At 69.7% G+C, this 18,383-nt stretch carries 12 protein-coding genes; 4 read left to right on the top strand and 8 right to left on the bottom strand.

Annotated features, from left to right (window positions below):
* Nucleotides 1–63: 63 nt before the first annotated feature.
* Together GGR64_RS18910 and GGR64_RS18905 are read left to right on the top strand one after the other, a co-directional pair.
* Nucleotides 64–915 carry a thiol:disulfide interchange protein DsbA/DsbL gene (locus GGR64_RS18910; protein WP_184647761.1) on the top strand — a complete coding sequence of 284 codons (852 nt, stop codon included), beginning with the start codon at nucleotides 64–66 and terminating at the stop codon, nucleotides 913–915.
* A 25-nt stretch (nucleotides 916–940) separates the two neighbouring features.
* The gene (locus tag GGR64_RS18905) at nucleotides 941–1,708 is read left to right on the top strand and encodes an endonuclease/exonuclease/phosphatase family protein (RefSeq protein ID WP_152237554.1); all 768 of its coding nucleotides are present in this window, start codon (nucleotides 941–943) and stop codon (nucleotides 1,706–1,708) included.
* Nucleotides 1,709–1,888: 180 nt separating this feature from the next.
* Here GGR64_RS18905 and GGR64_RS18900 read toward each other — a convergent pair whose 3' ends face one another.
* Entirely contained in the window at nucleotides 1,889–4,777 is a 2,889-nt protein-coding gene (locus GGR64_RS18900; protein WP_167087877.1) for a TonB-dependent receptor, read from the bottom strand.
* 883 nt (nucleotides 4,778–5,660) lie between these two features.
* Between GGR64_RS18900 and GGR64_RS18895 the strand changes: the two genes are divergently transcribed.
* Together GGR64_RS18895 and GGR64_RS18890 are read left to right on the top strand one after the other, a co-directional pair.
* Nucleotides 5,661–7,613 carry a transglycosylase SLT domain-containing protein gene (locus tag GGR64_RS18895; RefSeq protein WP_184647759.1) on the top strand — a complete coding sequence of 651 codons (1,953 nt, stop codon included), beginning with the start codon at nucleotides 5,661–5,663 and terminating at the stop codon, nucleotides 7,611–7,613.
* 129 nt (nucleotides 7,614–7,742) lie between these two features.
* Entirely contained in the window at nucleotides 7,743–8,978 is a 1,236-nt protein-coding gene (locus tag GGR64_RS18890; protein ID WP_184647757.1) for a multifunctional CCA addition/repair protein, read from the top strand.
* A gap of 178 nt (nucleotides 8,979–9,156) precedes the next feature.
* On the opposite strand, the gene GGR64_RS18885 is transcribed toward GGR64_RS18890, so the two are convergent.
* From GGR64_RS18885 to GGR64_RS18855, 7 genes are all read right to left on the bottom strand, one after another.
* Entirely contained in the window at nucleotides 9,157–10,422 is a 1,266-nt protein-coding gene (locus GGR64_RS18885) for a M23 family metallopeptidase (protein ID WP_184647755.1), read from the bottom strand.
* A gap of 287 nt (nucleotides 10,423–10,709) precedes the next feature.
* Nucleotides 10,710–12,539 carry a hypothetical protein gene (locus tag GGR64_RS18880; RefSeq protein WP_221236288.1) on the bottom strand — a complete coding sequence of 610 codons (1,830 nt, stop codon included), beginning with the start codon at nucleotides 12,537–12,539 and terminating at the stop codon, nucleotides 10,710–10,712.
* 433 nt (nucleotides 12,540–12,972) lie between these two features.
* The gene (gene nagA / locus GGR64_RS18875; RefSeq protein ID WP_184647751.1) at nucleotides 12,973–14,118 is read right to left on the bottom strand and encodes an N-acetylglucosamine-6-phosphate deacetylase; all 1,146 of its coding nucleotides are present in this window, start codon (nucleotides 14,116–14,118) and stop codon (nucleotides 12,973–12,975) included.
* Nucleotides 14,118–15,146, bottom strand: coding sequence for an SIS domain-containing protein (locus GGR64_RS18870; protein ID WP_160966910.1), 1,029 nt, complete (start codon nucleotides 15,144–15,146; stop codon nucleotides 14,118–14,120). The genes nagA and GGR64_RS18870 overlap by 1 nt, the downstream gene beginning before the upstream one ends.
* 8 nt (nucleotides 15,147–15,154) lie before the next feature.
* A complete protein-coding gene (locus GGR64_RS18865) occupies nucleotides 15,155–16,234 on the bottom strand; it encodes a LacI family DNA-binding transcriptional regulator (RefSeq protein WP_160966830.1) in 1,080 nt (359 codons plus the stop codon).
* Between the two features lie 32 nt (nucleotides 16,235–16,266).
* Complete coding sequence (locus tag GGR64_RS18860) at nucleotides 16,267–17,535, bottom strand: sugar MFS transporter (RefSeq protein ID WP_184647749.1); 1,269 nt, start codon at nucleotides 17,533–17,535, stop codon at nucleotides 16,267–16,269.
* A 37-nt stretch (nucleotides 17,536–17,572) separates the two neighbouring features.
* Nucleotides 17,573–18,328, bottom strand: a complete 756-nt coding sequence (locus GGR64_RS18855; RefSeq protein WP_160966826.1) for a GntR family transcriptional regulator — start codon at nucleotides 18,326–18,328, stop codon at nucleotides 17,573–17,575.
* Nucleotides 18,329–18,383: the final 55 nt, after the last annotated feature.

The raw sequence follows: 18,383 nt of genomic DNA, 5'->3' as shown, positions 1-18,383 counted from the left end.
GTGGCCGGACCGCGCTTGCGGCGCGTCCGGCATTTTTCCCCCATCCTGCTGGAGATGTCGCCGATGAAGACCCGCTTCGCCCTGACCCTGATGGCCCTGCTGCCGATCCTGGTGGCATGCAAGGCCCAGGACGGCACTGCCGACGCCGTCGCCCCTGCCTCTGGCACCGCCGCGACCCCGGCGGCCGCGCCCGCCACCGGCAACGACGCTGCCGCTACGCCCGCCGAGACGCCGGCCGCTCCCGCGGCCACCAGCGCCGATGCCGCCGCGCAGCCTGCCGCCGAAGGCGACAGCGCCGCGCCGGCCAAGCCGGTCGCGGCCAAGACCCCGAACGGTCCGGAGCCGGTCGCCGGCACCGACTATGTCGACATCGCGGGCGGCCAGCCGTTCCAGCCGACCAACGGCAAGATCGAGGTGGCCGAGGTGTTCGGCTACGTCTGCCCGGCCTGCGCGCGCTTCCAGCCGCTGATCGGCCCGTGGAAGGCCGGCCTGCCGTCCGACGTGCGCTTCGTCTACGTGCCGGCGATGTTCGGCGGCACCTGGGACGACTACGCCCGCGCGTTCTACGCCGCCGAGGCGCTGGGCGTGCAGGAGAAGACCCACGATGCGCTGTACAAGGCGATCCACGTCGACCAGACCCTGAAGGGCGAGCGCGGCCGCGACTCGGTGCAGGACATCGCCAACTTCTACGCCAAGTACGGCGTGGACCCGAAGCAGTTCGCCGACACCATGGGCAGCTTCGCGGTGGCCACCAAGACCAACCGCGCCAAGCAGTTCGCCACCCGCAGCGGCATCAGCGGCACGCCGTCGCTGATCATCAACGGCAAGTACCTGGTCAAGGGCAAGAGCTACGACGACATGCTGCGCATCGCCGATCACCTGATCGCGCGCGAACGCGCGGCGATGGCCAAGTAAGCCGTCCGCCCCGGGCCGCACCGCCGTGACCGCTCCCGCCACCCGCACCCTGCGCGTGCTCACCGCCAACATCCAGGCCGGTTCCAGCACGCGCCGCTACAGCGACTACGTGACCCGCAGCTGGTCGCACGCGCTGCCGGCCGGGCGCAAGCGCAGCAGCCTGGACGCGATCGCGCAGCTGGCCAGCGACCACGACATCGTCGGCCTGCAGGAGGCCGACCCCGGCAGCCTGCGCTCGGGCTTCACCAACCAGACCCACTACCTGGCCGAGCGCGCCGGCTTCAACTACTGGAGCCACCAGCCGAACCGGCGCGTGGGCGGCGTGGCCTCCAGCGCCAACGGCCTGCTCAGCCGGCTGGAGCCGGTGGAAGTGCAGGACCACGCCCTGCCCGGCCGGCTCGGCGGGCGCGGCGTGTTGCTGGCCAAGTTCGGCAACGGCGCCGAAGGCCTGGCGGTGGCGGTGGCGCACCTGTCGCTGGGCGCCAACTCGCGCGCGGCGCAGTTGGCCTTCATCGCCGAACTGCTGTCCGACCATCCCAACGTGGTGCTGATGGGCGACTTCAACTGCGTCGCCGATCGCCCGGAAATGCAGTTCCTCTACCAGCGCACCCGGCTGCAACCGCCGGGCTGCGTGGTCCCGACGTTCCCGAGCTGGCGCCCGCAGCGCGCCATCGACCACATCCTGGTCAGCGACGGCCTGCGCTGCAATGCGCAGCGTGCGGTGCCCGCCGCCTTCTCCGACCACCTGGCCGTGGCCACCGAGATCGAAGTGCCGCAGCACTTGTTGCGCTGAGGCGGCGACACCGGTTCTTGCACCACGCGTAGGAGCGGCTTTAGCCGCGACGGGCGTTCCCAGGGAACATTGGTCGCGGCTAAAGCCGCTCCTACAGCATCAAGGTTGCTTCGCCCCCGCATCAGCCGCGCCCTGCGAGAGCGAACGCTCGCTCTCGCAGGGTGCCATCGCGGGCAGCGCCTAGAACTTCAGATCCGCGCGCACGTACAGGTAGCGTCCACCGGGAATGCCGTAGGTGGAGGCGTCGTAGCCGTTGAGCGAGCACGACAGGCAGATCGGCGGATCCTTGTCGAAGACGTTGTTGACGCCGCCGCTGAGGGTCAGGCCCTTGAGCCAGTCGAAGCGATAGCCGACCTGCAGGTCGTGGTAGGTGATCGCGTCCAGCGTGTTGGTGCCGGCCACCGGATTGCTGCACACCGGGAACGCGACCGCGTCGCCGCACTGTTCGGTCAGCTCGGAAATGTGCCGCAGCGTCCACGACGCATTCCAGCGGCCGCGCGACCAGTCCAGGCTCAGGTTGCTGGTCCACTCGGGAATGGAGCTGTCCACCACTTCCACGCCCGGGCGCTGCGGCTGCACCTGGCCGGCCGCGCCGGTGGCGACGTAGCGGGTGACGAAGGTGTTCTGCCAGCCGATCTTGAAGCGGCCGGCGGCGGTCTCCGGCGAGTTCCAGAACAGGTCCACGTCCCAGCCGTCGGTCTTGATCGAGCCGAGGTTGGTGAGCCGATTGTTGAAGCCATTGATGCCGCCGGTGGAGGCGCGGGTGATGCCGTCGCAATAGGTCGGCGACAGCGTATCCACGCACAGGTCGAGCTGGGTCTGCGCGTTGATCGCCTGGATCGCGCCGTCGATGTCGTGGCGGTAGAAGGTCACCTCCACATCGAAGCGGTCCGACCACGGCACGTTGCTGGCGAACCACGGGCTCCAGACGAAGCCGGCGCTGAAGCTGCGCGCCTTCTCCGGTTCCAGCGCGCGGTTGCCGCCGGTGGTCACCGAGATCTGCGAGTTGGCCTGCTGGTAGCCGGCCGGCACGCCGAGCGTGGCGCAGTTGCTGGCGCTGCCGCGCGGCGCGGTGCCGCCCAGGCCGATCGAGCACGGGTCGGACAGGGTCAGGTCGGCGCGCGCGGCCGAGCCGTACAGTTCGCCGATGCTGGGCGCGCGGAAGCCTTCGGCATAGCTGGCGCGCAGCACGAAGTCCGGCGCCACCTGCCAGCGCAGGCCGTACTTCGGGGTGAACTTGCCGCCGAAGGTGGAGTAGTCGGAATAGCGGCCGGCCAGGCTCAGGTCGAGTTTGTCGCCCAGCGGCGAGTCGGCGAAGATCGGCACGCTCAGTTCGAGGTAGGCCTCCTTGACGTCGTAGCTGCCCTGCGTCGGCAGCGACGGCACGCCGTTGTAGTGGCCGATCACGGTCAGCGGATCGGGGCGATAGAAGCCCTCGTACTTGCGGTACTCGACGCCGGTGGCGAAGGACACTGCGCCGGCCGGCAGCCGGAACAGGTCGCTGCTGAGGTTGGCGGTGAACTGGGTCAGCTCGTTCTGGCTCCGGTCGTGCACCACCGGCTGGATCCAGCGCAGCATGTCCGGGGTGATGCTGCCGGCGCCGCCGAAGATGTTCAGCGGCACGCAGCCGGCCACCGCCGCGCACGCCGCTGGATCGCCCAGCGCCAGGTTGATGTTGTAGATGTTGTAGCTGCCGTAGTTGGTCTGCTCGGCCTTGTTCTTGCTGTAGGCGCCGTTGACGTCCCAGAACCAGGTACGGTCGGCGCTCTCGAAACTGCCGATGAAGCCGGTGCCGACGTACTGGGTGTCCACGCGCTGCTCGAACACGCGCGCGCCGCCTTCCACCGGGCGGCGCCCGATCATGATCAGGTTGCTGCCCGAATCCAGCGCGAAGCCGAACGGGTTGTACGGGTTGGCGGCGGAGATGACGATGTTGTCGGCCAGCGGATTGCCGGTGCCGGCATCAGGGCCGAGGAAGATCGGCTCCGGCGCGGCCTGGTTGGTCGATTCGCGGCGGTTGCCGAGCAGCTTCAGGTACCACTGCACGTCGTCGTTGAAGAAGAAGCGGAACTGGCCGAACACGCCCTTGCGCTCGGACGGCGTCAGCAGCAGGTTGGACGCGGCGAAGTTGTAGCGGTCGGCGGTGGTGAAGCAGTGGTAGTCGTCGCTGCGGCTGCAGCCGCCGGCGCCGTCGTAGCGGGGCGTGCCTACGCCACTGTTCGGGGTCAGGTTCTGCTCGGCGCCGGTGTTGGGGTCGACGAAGATGAAACGCCCGTCCGGCGTGGCCGAGCTGCCGAAGCTCAGGCCGGTGCCGGGAATCGGATACAGCGACTGCGCGCGGTCGCGCGCGTAGATCGGATCCTGCTTGGTGTAGCTGGCGCCGAGGAACAGGCTGGTGCGCTCGGTGCTGTGGCCCCAGGCCAGGTCCACGCCCTTGCTGGCGCCGTCGCCCTTGTCGTACTCGCCGTAGTTCAGCGTGACCTGGCCGCCTTCGAAATTGCGCCGGGTGATGATGTTGACCACGCCGGCGATGGCGTCGGAGCCGTACAGCGAGGAGGCGCCGTCCTCCAGCACCTCGACGCGTTCGACGATGGCCAGCGGAATGGTGTTGAGGTCGGTGGCTGCGCCCACGCCCGAGGCGGAGGACTCGTTGACCCAGCGCATGCCGTCGACCAGCACCAGCACGCGCTTGGCGCCCAGGTGGCGCAGATCCACCTGCGCCGAGCCGGCGCCAACGCCGCTGCCGTCCGGCGGGAAGCCGAAATTGCCGGAGGAATTGAACTTGGCGTTCAAGGCCGAGCCGGAGGCGGTGAGTTCCTGCAGCACATCGCCGATGGAGGTGAGGCCGGTGCGTTCGATGTCGGCGCGGCTCAGCGTCTGCACCGGCACTTGGCCCTCGACTTCGGCGCGGCGGATGCGGGTGCCGGTGACCTGCACGCTGTCCAGGGTCGTGGCATTGCCGGGAGCGGCCGGGGGCGTCTGTTGCTGGGCGCCGGCGATGGCGGGGACACCGCCGAGCAGGGCCAGGGAAACCGCGAAGACCAAAGGATGGCGGTGCAGGAAATTCATCCGTCTCTCTCTCCAGAAAGGATGTGGGTCGGCCGCTGCGACCCCCTGCACCGCGACGGCGTGGAATTCTTTGTAAACAAATCGTAAACGGCCTGCAAGCATCCGGCGGACAAAGCGCGGGCGATCGCGACGACTGGTCGATCTGGTAGACACGGGGGTGCGAGATGTCGTCAACCGGCGCCGCTATGCCGAAGCCCCTCTCCCCTCGGGAGAGGGGTTGGGGTGAGGGTCCGGCACGCGAAGCGCCCGCGCCGATCTCGCGACACGAGGCTTCGCCCGCACCCTCATCCGCCCCTGCGGGGCACCTTCCCCCGAAAAGGGGGCCATGGTCCCGGAGGGAGAAGGGAGAAGCCGAAGCCCCTCTCCCACCGGGAGAGGGGTTGGGGTGAGGGTCCGGCACGCGAAGCGCCCGCGCCGATCTGGCGACACGAGGCTTCGCCCGCACCCTCATCCGCCCCTGCGGGGCACCTTCCCCCGGAAAGGGGGCCATGGTCCCGAGGGGAGAAGGGAAAAGCCGAAGCCCCTCTCCCACCGGGAGAGGGGTTGGGGTGAGGGTACGGCGCGCGAAGCGCCCACGCCGATCTGGCGACACGAGGCTTCGCCCGCACCCTCATCCGCCCCTGCGGGGCACCTTCCCCCGAAAAGGGGGCCATGGTCCCGAGGGGAGAAGGGAGAAGCCAAAGCCCCTCTCCCACCGGGAGAGGGGTTGGGGTGAGGGTACGGCACGCGAAGCGCCCACGCCGATTCGTGTATCCAGTGCGATCGCCGGCGCGCCGGGACGACGCGGAACGACAGCGCCGCAGCCGCGATGCCGGAACGTACCACTGCGTGCGCCCTCGCCCGATGGCACGGCGATTCATCGGCGTTCGGTATAGTCCCGCGCATGATCCTGCGCACGTCTCTCCTGCTGTTCGCCGCCGCGTTGTGCGGCCCCGTTTCCGCCCTCGCCCAGTCCCTGGACGCGCAACGCCCGGCGATCCGCTCGGCGATCGACGATGCCGAGCAAGGCCGCTTCGATCCGGTCCGCGCGGCCGCGTTCAAGCAGCATCCGCTGTACGGCTGGCTGGAGTACGCCAACCTGCGCCGCAACATCGACAAGGTGTCCGATGCGCAGGCGCAGGACTTCCTCAAGCGCTATGCCGGGCAGCCGGTGGCCGAAAGCTTCCGTGCGCTGTGGCTGCCGGCGCTGGCGCGGCGCGAGGACTGGCCGGCGCTGCTGGCGAACTGGAAACCCACCGAGAACCTCGGCCTGCGCTGCGCCCAGCTCAATGCACGCCAGGCCACCGGCCGCGCCGACGCGCAGTGGGTGGACGAAGCGCAGGCGTTGTGGCGCAACGCCGGCAAGTCGCTGCCCGACGCCTGCGATCCGGTGTTCGCTGTGCTGCAGGCGCGCGGCGGCATGACCGACGCGCTGCGCTGGGCGCGGGTGGAAGCGGCTGCGGACGCACAGCAGCCCGCGGTGATGCGCGCCGCCGCACGCGGCCTGCCCGCGGCCGACCTGGCCCTGGCCAACGACTACGCCGCGTTCCTGGACGCGGTGCATGCCCGCGCGCTGAGCTGGCCCAAGACCGAGCGCAGCCGCAAGGTGGCGGTGGACGGGTTGGAGAAGCTGGCCAAGGCCGATCCCGACGCGGCCGAGCGGCAACTGCCGCAGTTCGCCCAGGCGCTGCAGTTCAGCGAGGCGCAGCGCAGCGCGGTGCTGTACCAGATCGCGCTGTGGACGGTGGCCTCGTACGGCCCCGATTCGGCGCGCCGGCTCAACGCCGTGCCCGAGTCCGCCTACGACGAACGCCTGCACGAGTGGCGTGCACGCGAGGCGATGGCGCGCGGCGACTGGCCGGCGGCGCTAGCCGCGATCCGCAAGATGCCGCCGACGCAGCGCAGCGATTCGCGCTGGCAGTACTTCGAAGCGCGGCTGGCGGAGAAGACCGGCAATGCCAGCGAGGCGCAGCGGCTGTACCGCGAGGCTGCCACCTCCGCCACCTTCCACGGCTTCCTGGCTGCCGACCGGCTCAAGCAACCGTACGCGCTGTGCCCGTGGGAACCGAACGACAGCGCGCAGGCGCAGGCGGCGGTGGCACGCGATCCGGCGCTGATCCGCGCGCTGGAGCTGTTCAAGATCGACCGCGCCGGCTGGGCAGTGGCCGAGTGGAACGATGCGCTGAGCCGCTTCGACGACACCCAGCGGCGCCTGGCAGTGGAAGTGGCCAGCGCCAACGGCTGGTTCGACCGCGCGGTGTTCTCGCTGGGCAAGCGCCCGGAGGAACAGCGTCTGTACACGCTGCGCTTCCCGCTGCACCACGATGCCACCATTCGCCGCGAAGCCGGCAAGAACGCCATCGATCCGGCCTGGGTGGCCGCCGAGATCCGCGCCGAGAGCGTGTTCAATCCGAACGCGCGCTCGCCGGCCAATGCGATGGGCCTGATGCAGGTGGTGCCGGCCACTGGCGCCAGCGTCGCCCGCAACCTCGGCCTGGCCGGCTACGGCGGCGCCGCCAGCCTGTACGACCCGGACACCAACATCGCCATCGGCACCGCCTACCTGCGCCAATTGCTCAACACCTACGGCCTGCCTTACCTGACCATCGCCGCCTACAACGCCGGCCCCGGCCCGGCCGCACGCTGGCAGAGCCAGCGCCCGGGCCACGATGCCGACTTCTGGATCGAGACGGTCAGCTACAAGGAAACCCGCGAGTACGTGGCGCGCGTCCTGGCCTTCAGCGTGATCTACGACTGGCGCCTCAACGGCGACGCCCTGCCGCTCAGCGAGCGCATGCTCGGCAAGCTGGATGCGCCGCGCAAGAAGTTTGTGTGTGAGGCGGGGAATCGGGATTAGGGAGTCGGGATTGGCAACAGCGCAGCGCATCCGTATGCAGGTAGCATCCGCCGGAATAGGCCAGGGCAGCGTCCATTCGCACGACGCCGCTCTGGCCAATCCCGAATCCCCAATCCCGAATCCCCGCCCATGAACACCTACCTCGTCGGCGGCGCCGTCCGCGACGCCCTGCTTGGGCAGCCGCCCGGCGACCGCGACTGGGTGGTGGTCGGCGCCACCCCGCAGCAGATGCTCGACCTGGGCTACAAACAGGTCGGGCGCGATTTCCCGGTGTTCCTGCATCCACACAGCGGCGAGGAATACGCGCTGGCGCGCACCGAGCGCAAGTCGGGGCGTGGCTACCACGGCTTCGTGGTCGATGCCGATCCGTCGGTGACGCTGGAGGAAGACCTGCAGCGCCGCGACTTCACCATCAACGCGATCGCCCGCGACGAGGACAGTGGCGCGCTGGTCGATCCCTACGGCGGCGCGCGCGACATCGAACGCCGCGTGCTGCGCCACATCGGCCCGGCGTTCGGCGAAGACCCGCTGCGCGTACTGCGCGCGGCGCGCTTCATGGCACGACTGGCGCCGCTCGGCTTCAGCGTGGCACCGGAAACCATGGCCTTGATGCGCGAGATGGCGGCCAGTGGCGAACTGGACACGCTGGTGCCCGAGCGCGTGTGGCAGGAACTGCGCCGCAGCCTCGCCTCGGCGCAACCGTCGGCGTTCCTGCGCACCCTGTACGACGCGGGCGCGCTGCTTAGCGTGCTACCTGAGCTGGACGCGCTGTACGGCGTGCCGCAGCGCGCCGAGTACCACCCCGAAGTCGACACCGGCCGCCACCAGGAACTGGTCAGCGACATGGCCGCGCGACTGGCGCCGGGCGATGCGCTGATCGGCTTCGCTGCGCTCACTCACGACCTGGGCAAGGCGCTGACGCCGCCGGAGGAATGGCCGCGCCACCTGATGCACGAGCAACGCGGCCTGGCGCCGCTGCGCGCGCTGTGCGAACGCCTGAAGGTGCCGCAGGAGTACCGGCAACTGGCCGAAATCGCCTGCCGCGAGCATCTGAACGTGCATCGCCTGGACGAGCTGCGCGACCGCACCGTGCACGAACTGCTGCAGCGCTGCGACGGCTTCCGCAAGCCCGAACGCATCGCGCAGCTGGCAACGGTGTGCGAGGCCGACAAACGCGGCCGCCTCGGCAGCGAGGATGCCGACTACCCGCAGGGCCGCACGTTGCAGCGCCTGCACGCAGCGGCCCTGGCGGTCAACGCCCGCGACCTGGCCGCGCAAGGCCTGAGCGGCCCGCAGATCGGCGAGGCCCTGGCCAAGGCGCGGATCGCGGCGATCGCCGCGGCGCGCCGCGCATCCGCAGACTGACGCGGCCGGGCCTTGCGCCGCATGCCGTTCCGCAGGTACGGCGCGGTTTTCGCCTGATGAACGGCGGTTCGAAGCGGCTGCGGGGACGCGAAGCGCTGCGTTTGCAGCGGCTGGCCGAGCGCGGCTCCGCGCACCTCGACCACTGCGGCTGTTCCAGGCCGCGGGCCTCTGCCCTTGGTCAACGGCCCAGCCCTGACTGACCGGGAAACTGGATCACCACGTCGTTGAGCGGCAGCTGCGACCGGCGATCTTCGATGGGCGAGGCGTGCCATGGCTCGCCCTGCCCAAACAGCTGGGCTTCGGATTCGGTGCCGAGATAGCCGAAGCGCTCGAACGCGTAAGGCACGCCTTCGGAACCTTCGAACGCGACGGCATTGGACAGCTGAAAGTGCAGATGCGGCGCCGCGGAATTGCCGGACTGTCCCAACTGCGCGAGCACTTGTCCCCGCCGCACCCGCTCGCCCGCTTTCACCTTGAGGCTGCCCCGGCGCAGATGCGCATAGCTTGCGAACGTGCCAGGTGCGATTTCCAGCACCACGTAGTTGCCGAACAGGCCGTCACTGGTGAGCGAGGCGGGTTCCGGTTGCGCACTGAGCGGCTGGTGTTCGGCCTCGCCATCGCGCGCGCTGCGCACGACGCCGTCGGCCACGGCAAGCACGTCCGCGCCGTAGCCGATCCAGTCGGCGTAGCTGGATCTGTGGATGTCCTTCACGCCGGCTCTCAGCACGTGCCCGGCATCGTCGACACCCACCAGATCCAGGGCGTAGCGCTGCGGAATGGTCAGTTGCCCGTTCACCGCCACCAGGCTGCCCCAATGGTGCGACTGGGCGGCACCGGGGCCTTCGTGGGCCAACCAGCGGCCGCCGCGCAACGGCGCGCCGATGACCATGGGCTGCGCATCGCCGACCTGGACGGTGGCGCCGTCGAGCATGCTGCTCGCATGGGCGTCCGCGGTGAAGTGGATGCGGTGACGCAAGCGGTGCGGCACCGACACCCCCGCCGGCAGGGTCAACCAGACGAAGAACACCGCGCGCTTGCCGGGGAGGATCGCCACCGGCTCCTGCGCCGCCGGCGCAGGCTTCACCACGTGCGACAGTTGCTTCGCATCCAGTGCCAGCAGGGGCGTGGCCGCATCGTCACCGAACACGTCCAGCCCCTGCGGCGCCAGCGCGCCGGAATCGCCATAGAAATTGGTGACGTGCAGCTCATAGGCCAGATGCGTGCGTCCGTCGCTGCCGGTGAACGCAGCGGGCGCGAACGGGACGCGCGCTTCCACCGGCGCCAAGGCGTCCTCGGCACGGGCGGCGGAAATGCCGGCGATTCCTGCAAGCAGGAGCACCAGTGCAGCGCTGCGAGTCATTCGATGCACACTCCTGGCAGATGCATGGAGCGCGGCGACGACCGTGCGTCCCTGCGCCATCGCTGCGTGGAAACCGATGGCCAAGCTTGCCGATGACCCAGGCCGGCCGCAAGGTGTCCTTCGGCATGCCTACCCAAAGCGGGACAGCACCCGCTCCACGCCAGGCAGCGCTTGCACCTGCACGATGCAGCAGCGGCTTTTGCGAGGACTCGCGCTGCCACTCCCACGAGTGCGCTTCCCGGAGCGAGCAGAGGCGCCTTTCCGCCTCGACCCGCTGGCCATCACCGCCGCCGCTGACCGGCGCATCGCCGGAAAACGCGGCAATGGCAACTTCGCTGCCGTCGATCGGCGCACCGCCGGCCCAACGACCGCTACGGCACCTGGATCGCCTCTCCGCTGGCCACGACCACCGTGGCGATCTGCGACGCGGCATCGCGGCTGTCCACATCGGCCAGCGTCCCCAACAGCGTGCTGTTTTCCTGCATCTCCAGGGCGTCCCGGTAGCGCGCGTTGGCCACATCGACCAGTTGCAGGCCGAGCTCGCTGGTACGCAGCGCTGCCGCGTCCAGCACACCGTCCAGCAGCTGCGCGCCCTGCAGGGCGATGCGCGCCGCGCGCGCGTTGGCGGTATCGCCCAGGTCGACGACGCCGGTGAATCCCTCCAGCGTGCCCGCCGCGTCGATCACCTCATCCATCAACTCGCCATACACGAGCGACACGCGCTTGGCCGACGCCGACAGCGCGCCGCCGGCGTTCGCGCTGCGCCGCACGCGCAGTTCGGCGCTGGCATCGCGCGCGTCGACCAGGTCCAGCAGTTCGTCGACTAGTTCGCCCTCGACGATGTCCAGCGCCTGGACCCGTGCGTTGCCGGCATCGGTCATGTCCAGGCGCAGGTCCGCCTGCGCGAGCAGGCCCTGCAGGTCGAGTGCTTCGTCGATCAGTTCGCCATGGGCGATGGTCAGGGCGTCGCCGGTGACATTGCCGCTGTCCGCGAACGCGATGGTGAGCGTACCGCCGTCGAAGGAGGCGGCATCGATCGCCTCGTCGATCAATTCGCCCTCCTCGATCCGCGCCGTCACCGCATCCAGATTGCCGGCATCCTCGAACCGCACCGACAAGGCCGCGTCCTGCACCGCACCGACGTCGATCGCTTCGTCGATCAGCTCTCCGTCCACGATCAGCGCATCGGCGGCGACGGCGTTGCCGCTGCGCAGCAGCGTCACCGCCACGTCCGAGGCGAGCAGATCGGACGCGTCCAGCGGCTCGTCGATCAGCCCACCATCGCGGATGCGCAATGTGCCGGCGAGAATCGCGCTGCCGGCATCGCTCAGGCGCAGGTCGATCGCCGCGTTCTCCACGCGCTCGGCGTCAACCAGTTCGTCGATCAGCACCGCATCCTGGATCTCCAGCGCGCGCGCATCGACGTTGGCGACGTTGGCCAGCCCGATCGCGATCTGCCCACCCAGCCACGGCCCGGCTTGTAGTACCTCGTCCAGCAGCTGGCCGGCGAACAGGCGGACCTCGTCCGCCGCTACGTTGGCCACGTCGTCAGCCTGCACGGCGACGCGGCTGCCACGCAGCGGATGCGCGACCAGCGCGCCCTGCAGGCGGCCGCCGCCGACCGTCAGCACACCGCGACCGCCGCGGACCCGGTCGCTGCGCTCCACCGCGACCTCGAGGCAGGCCGCATCGGCGGCCACGGCCGACGCATCGCGCGGCGCGATCAACCGTTCGCTCAGGCTGCCGCCACCCAGATGCAGATGGCTCTGCGCCGTCTGCAAGCTGACGTTGGCCGAATCGCGCAGGTGCAGGTCGATGCGCGCACCGGCCGCGATGGGGCCGTCGACCAGCGTGCCGATCAGCGCGGCCTGCACCGGCCCCACCGGCGCGCGCAGCGTGCCATCGGCGGCGAGCGTGTCCTCGCCCAGGGTCAGGCGCCCGTCCAGCGCCACATTGGCGCTGTCCTGCACCAGGATCGCCAGCGCGGCGTCCGCGCCGACGCTGTGGACCAGCGTCGGCAACAGCGATGGCTGTGCCAGCCAATGCGCATCCTGCACGGTCTGGTTGGCCTGTCCGCAGATCGCGATGGCCAGGGTCTGCCCTGCCGGCACGTCGAGCGGCGCGGCGAACGCGTAGGGCTGCCAAGGGCCGGCATTGCGGGCGACGAAGCGCCCGACCGCGTTCGGGCCCGTACAGGCCACCGGCAACGCAGGCCGCCGGCATGCGGCCGGTGCCGTCGCCGCCCAGGCCGGCCAGGACACGGCCCACAACAGCAGAACGATCCCGGCACCGATGCCGCCGGCACTGCGCGGATGGGGCCCCTGCCAGTGCTGATGGCGCCGCCCTCGCGGCGCGCGCGGCACATCGGCGCCGATGCCCTTCCACTGTATTCGCCAGGTCGCGGCGATGCGCGACACACCGTCGAACCAATCTTGGCCGCTGCCGCAAAGACGCGGCACGACCGTATCCACGATCCGCATGACGATCTCCCCCTGTGGCGATCGCCCGCGATCCTACTGCATGCAGGCGACAGCATCGGCACACAGGTGTGGCGGAAGCCCTTGGCTGCCGAGGCCGAGGATCGTCACCTCGCCGGGAGACACCTGCCGTGTTGGCGGCGGTGCCCGCGGCCGCCTACTCCATCGCGCCGGCGATCCAGGTGTGGCGGACCTGCAGCGCCTCATCCAGCAGCACCAGGTCGGCCTGGTAGCCGGGCGCGATGTGGCCGTAGCGGTGGTCCAGGCCCACGCACTGCGCGGGGTACAGCGAGGCCATGCGCGCGGCTTCTTCCAGCGGCACGCCCAGCCATTGCACGCTGTTGCGTACCGCGCTGGCCATGTCCAGCGCCGAGCCGGCCAGGGCGCCGGCGGCATTGCGCACCACGCCGTCGATGGCGGTGATGGTTTCGCCGTACAGGTCGAACGCGGGACTGTCGGCGCCGACCATCGGCATCGCGTCGGTGACCAGGAACACGGTGCCGCGCGGCTTGGCCGCCAGCGCCACGCGCAGGCTGGCCGGATGCACGTGCACGCCGTCGACGATCACCCCGCACCAGGCGTTGCGGTCTTCCAGCGCCGCGCCGACCACGCCGGGATCGCGCCCCTGCAGCGGGGTCATGGCGTTGTACAGATGGGTGAAGCCGCAGATGCCGGCGTCCAGCCCGGCACGGGTCTCTTCGTAGCTGGCGGCGGTGTGGCCGGCGAACACGCGCGCGCCGGCCGCGGCCAGGGTGCGGATACTGGCCGGCGGCACGCGTTCCGGTGCCAGGGTGATCAGGGTGACGCCGTTGTCCAGCGAGGTAGCCAGCGCCAGTTCCTCGGCGTCGGGCACGCGGAACTTGTCGGCGTTGTGGGTGCCCTTGCGCGCCGGCGCCAGGTACGGCCCTTCCAGATGGATGCCGAGCACGCCCGGCACGCCGTCGGCGATGGCCTGGCGGGTGGCGTCGATCGCCGCGCGCATCACCTCCAGGTCGTCGCTGATCAGCGTCGGCAGGTAGCCGGTGGTGCCGTAGCGGCGATGGCCCTGGCCGATGCGGCGCAGCGCCTCGACGTCGGTGCGGTTGTTGAACAGCACGCCGCCGCCGCCATTTACCTGCAAGTCGATGAAGCCCGGCAGCAGGCTGCCGCCGCCCAGGTCGTGCTGCACCGGCGCTGCCGCCACGCGCGGGTCGGCGTCGTCGAGCAGGGCGAGGATGCGCCCACCCTCCAGCAGCACGCTGACGCCGTCGAGAAACCCGTCCTCGCCGAGCACGCGGGCATTGCGCAGCGCCACCGTGGTCATCAGACGGTCTCCGTCACTTTGTTCAGATGCGGCGGCAGGTCCGGGTTGTAGCCACGGCGCAGCGCCAGGGCGTTGATCGCGCGGTAGAAGCTCTGGATCGCCAGCAGCGGCGCACAGGCCGGGTGCGGCGCGGCCACCAGCGGCAGATCGCCGCCGGCGCTGGCCAGCCACACCTGCGCGCCACGGCCGCGGAACTCCTCGGCCAGGCGCCGGGTGCCCTCGCCGGCCTCGTCCGGCTGGTCGAAGGCCAGCACCGGGAAGCCCGGACCCACCAGCGCCATCGGCCCGTGCTTCACTTCCGCCGAGCTGTAGGCCTCGGCATGCAGGCCGCAGGTTTCCTTGAACTTCAGTGCCGCTTCCTGCGCCGCCGCCAGGCCCAGGCCGCGGTCGAGCACGAACAGGTTGTGGGCATCGACCAGGCCGTCGGTGAGCGAGCGCCAGTCGGCCTGCCAGGCCGCGCGCAGCGCCTGCGGCAGTTCCTGCAGCGCGCCCAGCAGCGCCGGGTCGTTCTTCCAGTGCGCACCGAGCTGCAGGATCGCCGCCAGCGAGGCCAGGTAGCTCTTGGTCGCGGCCACGCTCTTCTCGGGGCCGGCGCCGAGCGGGATTACCGTGTCGGCCAGTTGCGCCAGCGGCGAATCCTCGACGTTGACCAGGGCCACCACGCGCGCGCCGGCATCCTTGGCGGCCTGCGCATTGCGCAGCAGGTCCGGGCTCTTGCCCGATTGCGAGATCACCAGGTACAGCGCCCCACGCAACTGCAGCGGCGCCTCGTAGACCGAGCCCACCGAGGGCGAGGCCGAGGCGGTGACCACGCCGAGCTGGGTCTCGAACAGGTACTTGGCGTAGGTGGCGGCGTGGTCGGAACTGCCGCGCGCGCAGGTCACCACGAACGGCGGCGGATCGGCGCGCAGCGAGGCGGCCAGTGCGGCCACCGTGGCGTGGTTGCGCTCGAACTGCGCGGCGACGACCGCGGCGGCTTCCGCGGCTTCGCGGAACATCAGGGTTTCGGTTTCGGAGGGCAGCGCCATGGGCAGGGTCATGTGGGGTCGGGGGAGGAGGAACGGCGGGAATGCGGCTGGGAATGCGGCTGCATGGGCGCAGTCGAGCCGCGCACCACCAATTGCGGCACGAAGCCCTGGTTGTGCACCGGCGCCGGATGGTCTTCGTAGGCATCGCTGCGCAACTGGCTGATCAGCAAGCGCGCGGCATGGCGGGCGATGTCCTCGGTGGCCTGCTTGGCGGTGGTCAGCGGCGGCCACGACTGGCGCGAGAACGGGCTGTCCTCGAAGCCGGCGATGGACAGGTCGTAGGGCACGTTCATGCCCGCCGACTTGGCCGCGGCCAGCACGCCGGCGGCGATCTCGTCGTTGGAGCCGAAGATCGCCGTCGGCGGTTCGCGCAGTGCCAGCAGGCGCCGCGCGCCACGGAAGCCGTCGTCGAAGGTGTAGTCGCCGGGGATCACCAGGTGCTTGTCCAGGGTGATGCCGTAGTCCTTCAGCGCCGCCTCGTAGCCGGCATAGCGCTCGCCGCTGGAGCGGTGCGAGGTGCCGCCCCACAGAAAGCCGATGCGCTGGTGGCCGAGCTGGATCAGGTGTTCGGTGATCGCGTAGGCGGCGTCGCGGTCGTCGACGTAGACGCACGGGCCGTCCTGCGGATCCTCGGTGGCGGCGATGATGCGCACGGTCTTGATCCCGCGCGCGGCCAGCGCCGCGACCAGGTCGGCGCGCTCGGACATCGGCGCGGTCAGCACCAGCCCGGCCAGGCGCGAACGCTGGGTCCACTCGGCCAGTTCCTCGGCCAGCATCGGCGCGGTGGAATCGCAGGGGTGGATCTGCAGGCCGAAGCCGGTCTCGCGGCAGGCGGCGAGCACGCCGTTCTGCACGCCGATGATGTGGTACGGATTGGGGTTGTCGTACACCAGCCCGATCACGAACGGGGTGCCGCTGCGCAGATTGCGCGCCGACGGATCCGGCTCGTAGTCCAGTTCGGCGATGGCATGCAGCACGCGCGAGCGCGTGGCCTGCATCACCGACGGTTCGTTGTTGATGACCCGCGAGACGGTCTTCAGCGACACCCGCGCCCGTTCGGCGACGTCTTTGATGGTGGGTCTGCGCATTGGATAGTTTGCCGAGTTGGGGGAAAAGCGCGTCAGCGCGCCGCGCCCTGGCCGACGCGGTGACCGCGCAGCGCAAAGAACAAGATGTAGAGGTAGCAGGCGATCATCAAGCCGGCGAAGACCACCTGGAAATCGAAGAACTCCTTCAAATGGGCGAACAGCTGCGGAACCGCGGCGCCGCCCACGATGCCCATGATCAACAATGCAGCGCCCTTTTCGGTGAACTTGCCCAGGCCCTTGATGGCCAGGGGGAAAATGGCCGGCCACATGATGGCATTGGCGAATCCGAGCGCGGCCACGAATGCCACCGACACGTAGCCGCCGGTCAACATGGCACACAGCGAGAAGACGATGCCCAGGCAGGCCGAGAAGGACAGGTACTTTTCCTGGGAGATGTACTTCGGGATCAGCACCAGGCCGAGCAGGTAGCCCGCCAACATGCAGGCGAGCGTGCCGATCGTGAAATATTTCGCGTAGTCGAGCGACAGACCGAGGCTCTTGCCATAGATGCCGATCGCATCGCCCGCCATCACCTCCGCACCGACGTACACGAAGATGCACAACGCGCCCAGCCACACATGCGGAAACGCAAAGATGCTGTCGCGGTTTCGCTCGTCCGATGCCGACGCGTTCGCCTTCTCGGGGCTGATCTCGGGCAAGGGCGAAAACAGGAGGGCGACAGACAGCACGGCGAGGACGCCGGCGATCGCCATGTACGGGCCGTGGATTCGGCCAGCGAACTCCTGCAGCAGGATTTCCTTCTGCGCAGGCAGCACCCGTTCGATCTGGGTCGAAAAATCCTCCATGCCGTGCAGGACCACTTTCGCCAGGCCATAGGTGGCCAGCGCTCCGGCCACCTTGTTGCAGATGCCCATCAGCGCGATACGACGCGCAGCGCCGTCGATCGGCCCGAGAATGCTGATGTACGGATTGACCGCGGTCTGCAGCAAGGCCAGGCCGCCGCCGATGATGAAGATGCCGCTCACCGCGCCCACGTAGGAGCGGTCATTGGTGAACTGGCCGAAGATGGCGGCACCGATCGCCATGATCAGCAGGCTCAGGGCCAAGCCCTTCTTCATCCCGGTCAGCTTCAGGATGAACGAAGAAGGCAGCGCCAGGCAGAAGTAGGAAATGTAGAACGCGCTCGGGATGAGGAACGCGAACGCGTCGCTGACGTTGAAGGCGACCTTGGCGAACAGGATCAACGGCCCGTTGATCCAGGTAAAGAAGCCCATGATGAAGAACAACAGGCCGACGATGGCGATGGAGGCGTAGGGACTGGCGGGCCGTGCGGTGGTCATGGGCGGGCGTGCTCCGGGAGGGCGCGGGGTTCGGCGATCAGCGTCGCAGCTCGGCGACGAAGTCGTAGTAGTCGTTGTGGCAATAGGTGTCGGTCAGTTCGATCGCGCTGCCGTCGCGGGTGTAGCCGACCCGCACCACGTGCAGGATCGCCTCGCCTTCCTTCATGCCCAGGTGGCCGGCCAGCCGCGCCGGCAGGTTGATGGCGCGGAAGTACTGCAGCGCCCGCACCACCGGGGTGCCGCGCTCGTCCAGGTAGGTGTAGAGCGAATCGGCGATGGCGTGCGGATCGGGCACCACGTGCTGCGGCAGCACCGCCTTCTCGTAGGCCATCACCCGGCCGTCGGCGCTGCGCAAACGGGTCAGCGCCGCGACCACCGTGTCCGGCGATAGGCCCAGGCGCAGGATCTCCTCGCCGTGCGCCGGGCGCGTGCGCCGCTCTAGCCAGCGCGTGCCCGGCTCCAGCCCCTTCATGCGCAGGGTCTCGCTGAAGCTGGCCAGGCCGCTGAGCTGATGCTGGATGTGCGAAGTGACGAAGGTGCCGGCGCCCTGGCGGCGCGACACCAGGCCTTGTTCGACCAGCGCATCCACGGCCTGGCGCAGGGTCACTCGCGACACCTGCAGGTACTCGCACAGTTGCCGCTCGGCCGGCAGCGCCTCGCCCGGCTTCCACTGCCCGCCCTTGATCGCCTCCACCAGCTTGCTGGCCAGTTGCAGGTACAGCGGGGTCGGCGCGTCCGGATCCACGGCCAGCGCTTGCAGGCGGGGATCGGCCTGCGGCTTGGGCTTGGTCATGGCGCGCTCTCCAGTCCGCATGAATTCGTTATGTCCAATATAGTACCAATTCGCG

Origin of the sequence: Xanthomonas sp. 3307 (assembly GCF_014199735.1) — a bacterium.
GTDB lineage: Bacteria > Pseudomonadota > Gammaproteobacteria > Xanthomonadales > Xanthomonadaceae > Xanthomonas_A > Xanthomonas_A rydalmerensis.
Note: the sequence above shows the minus strand (reverse complement) of the source record. Positions and strands in the feature narration are given on the sequence as shown.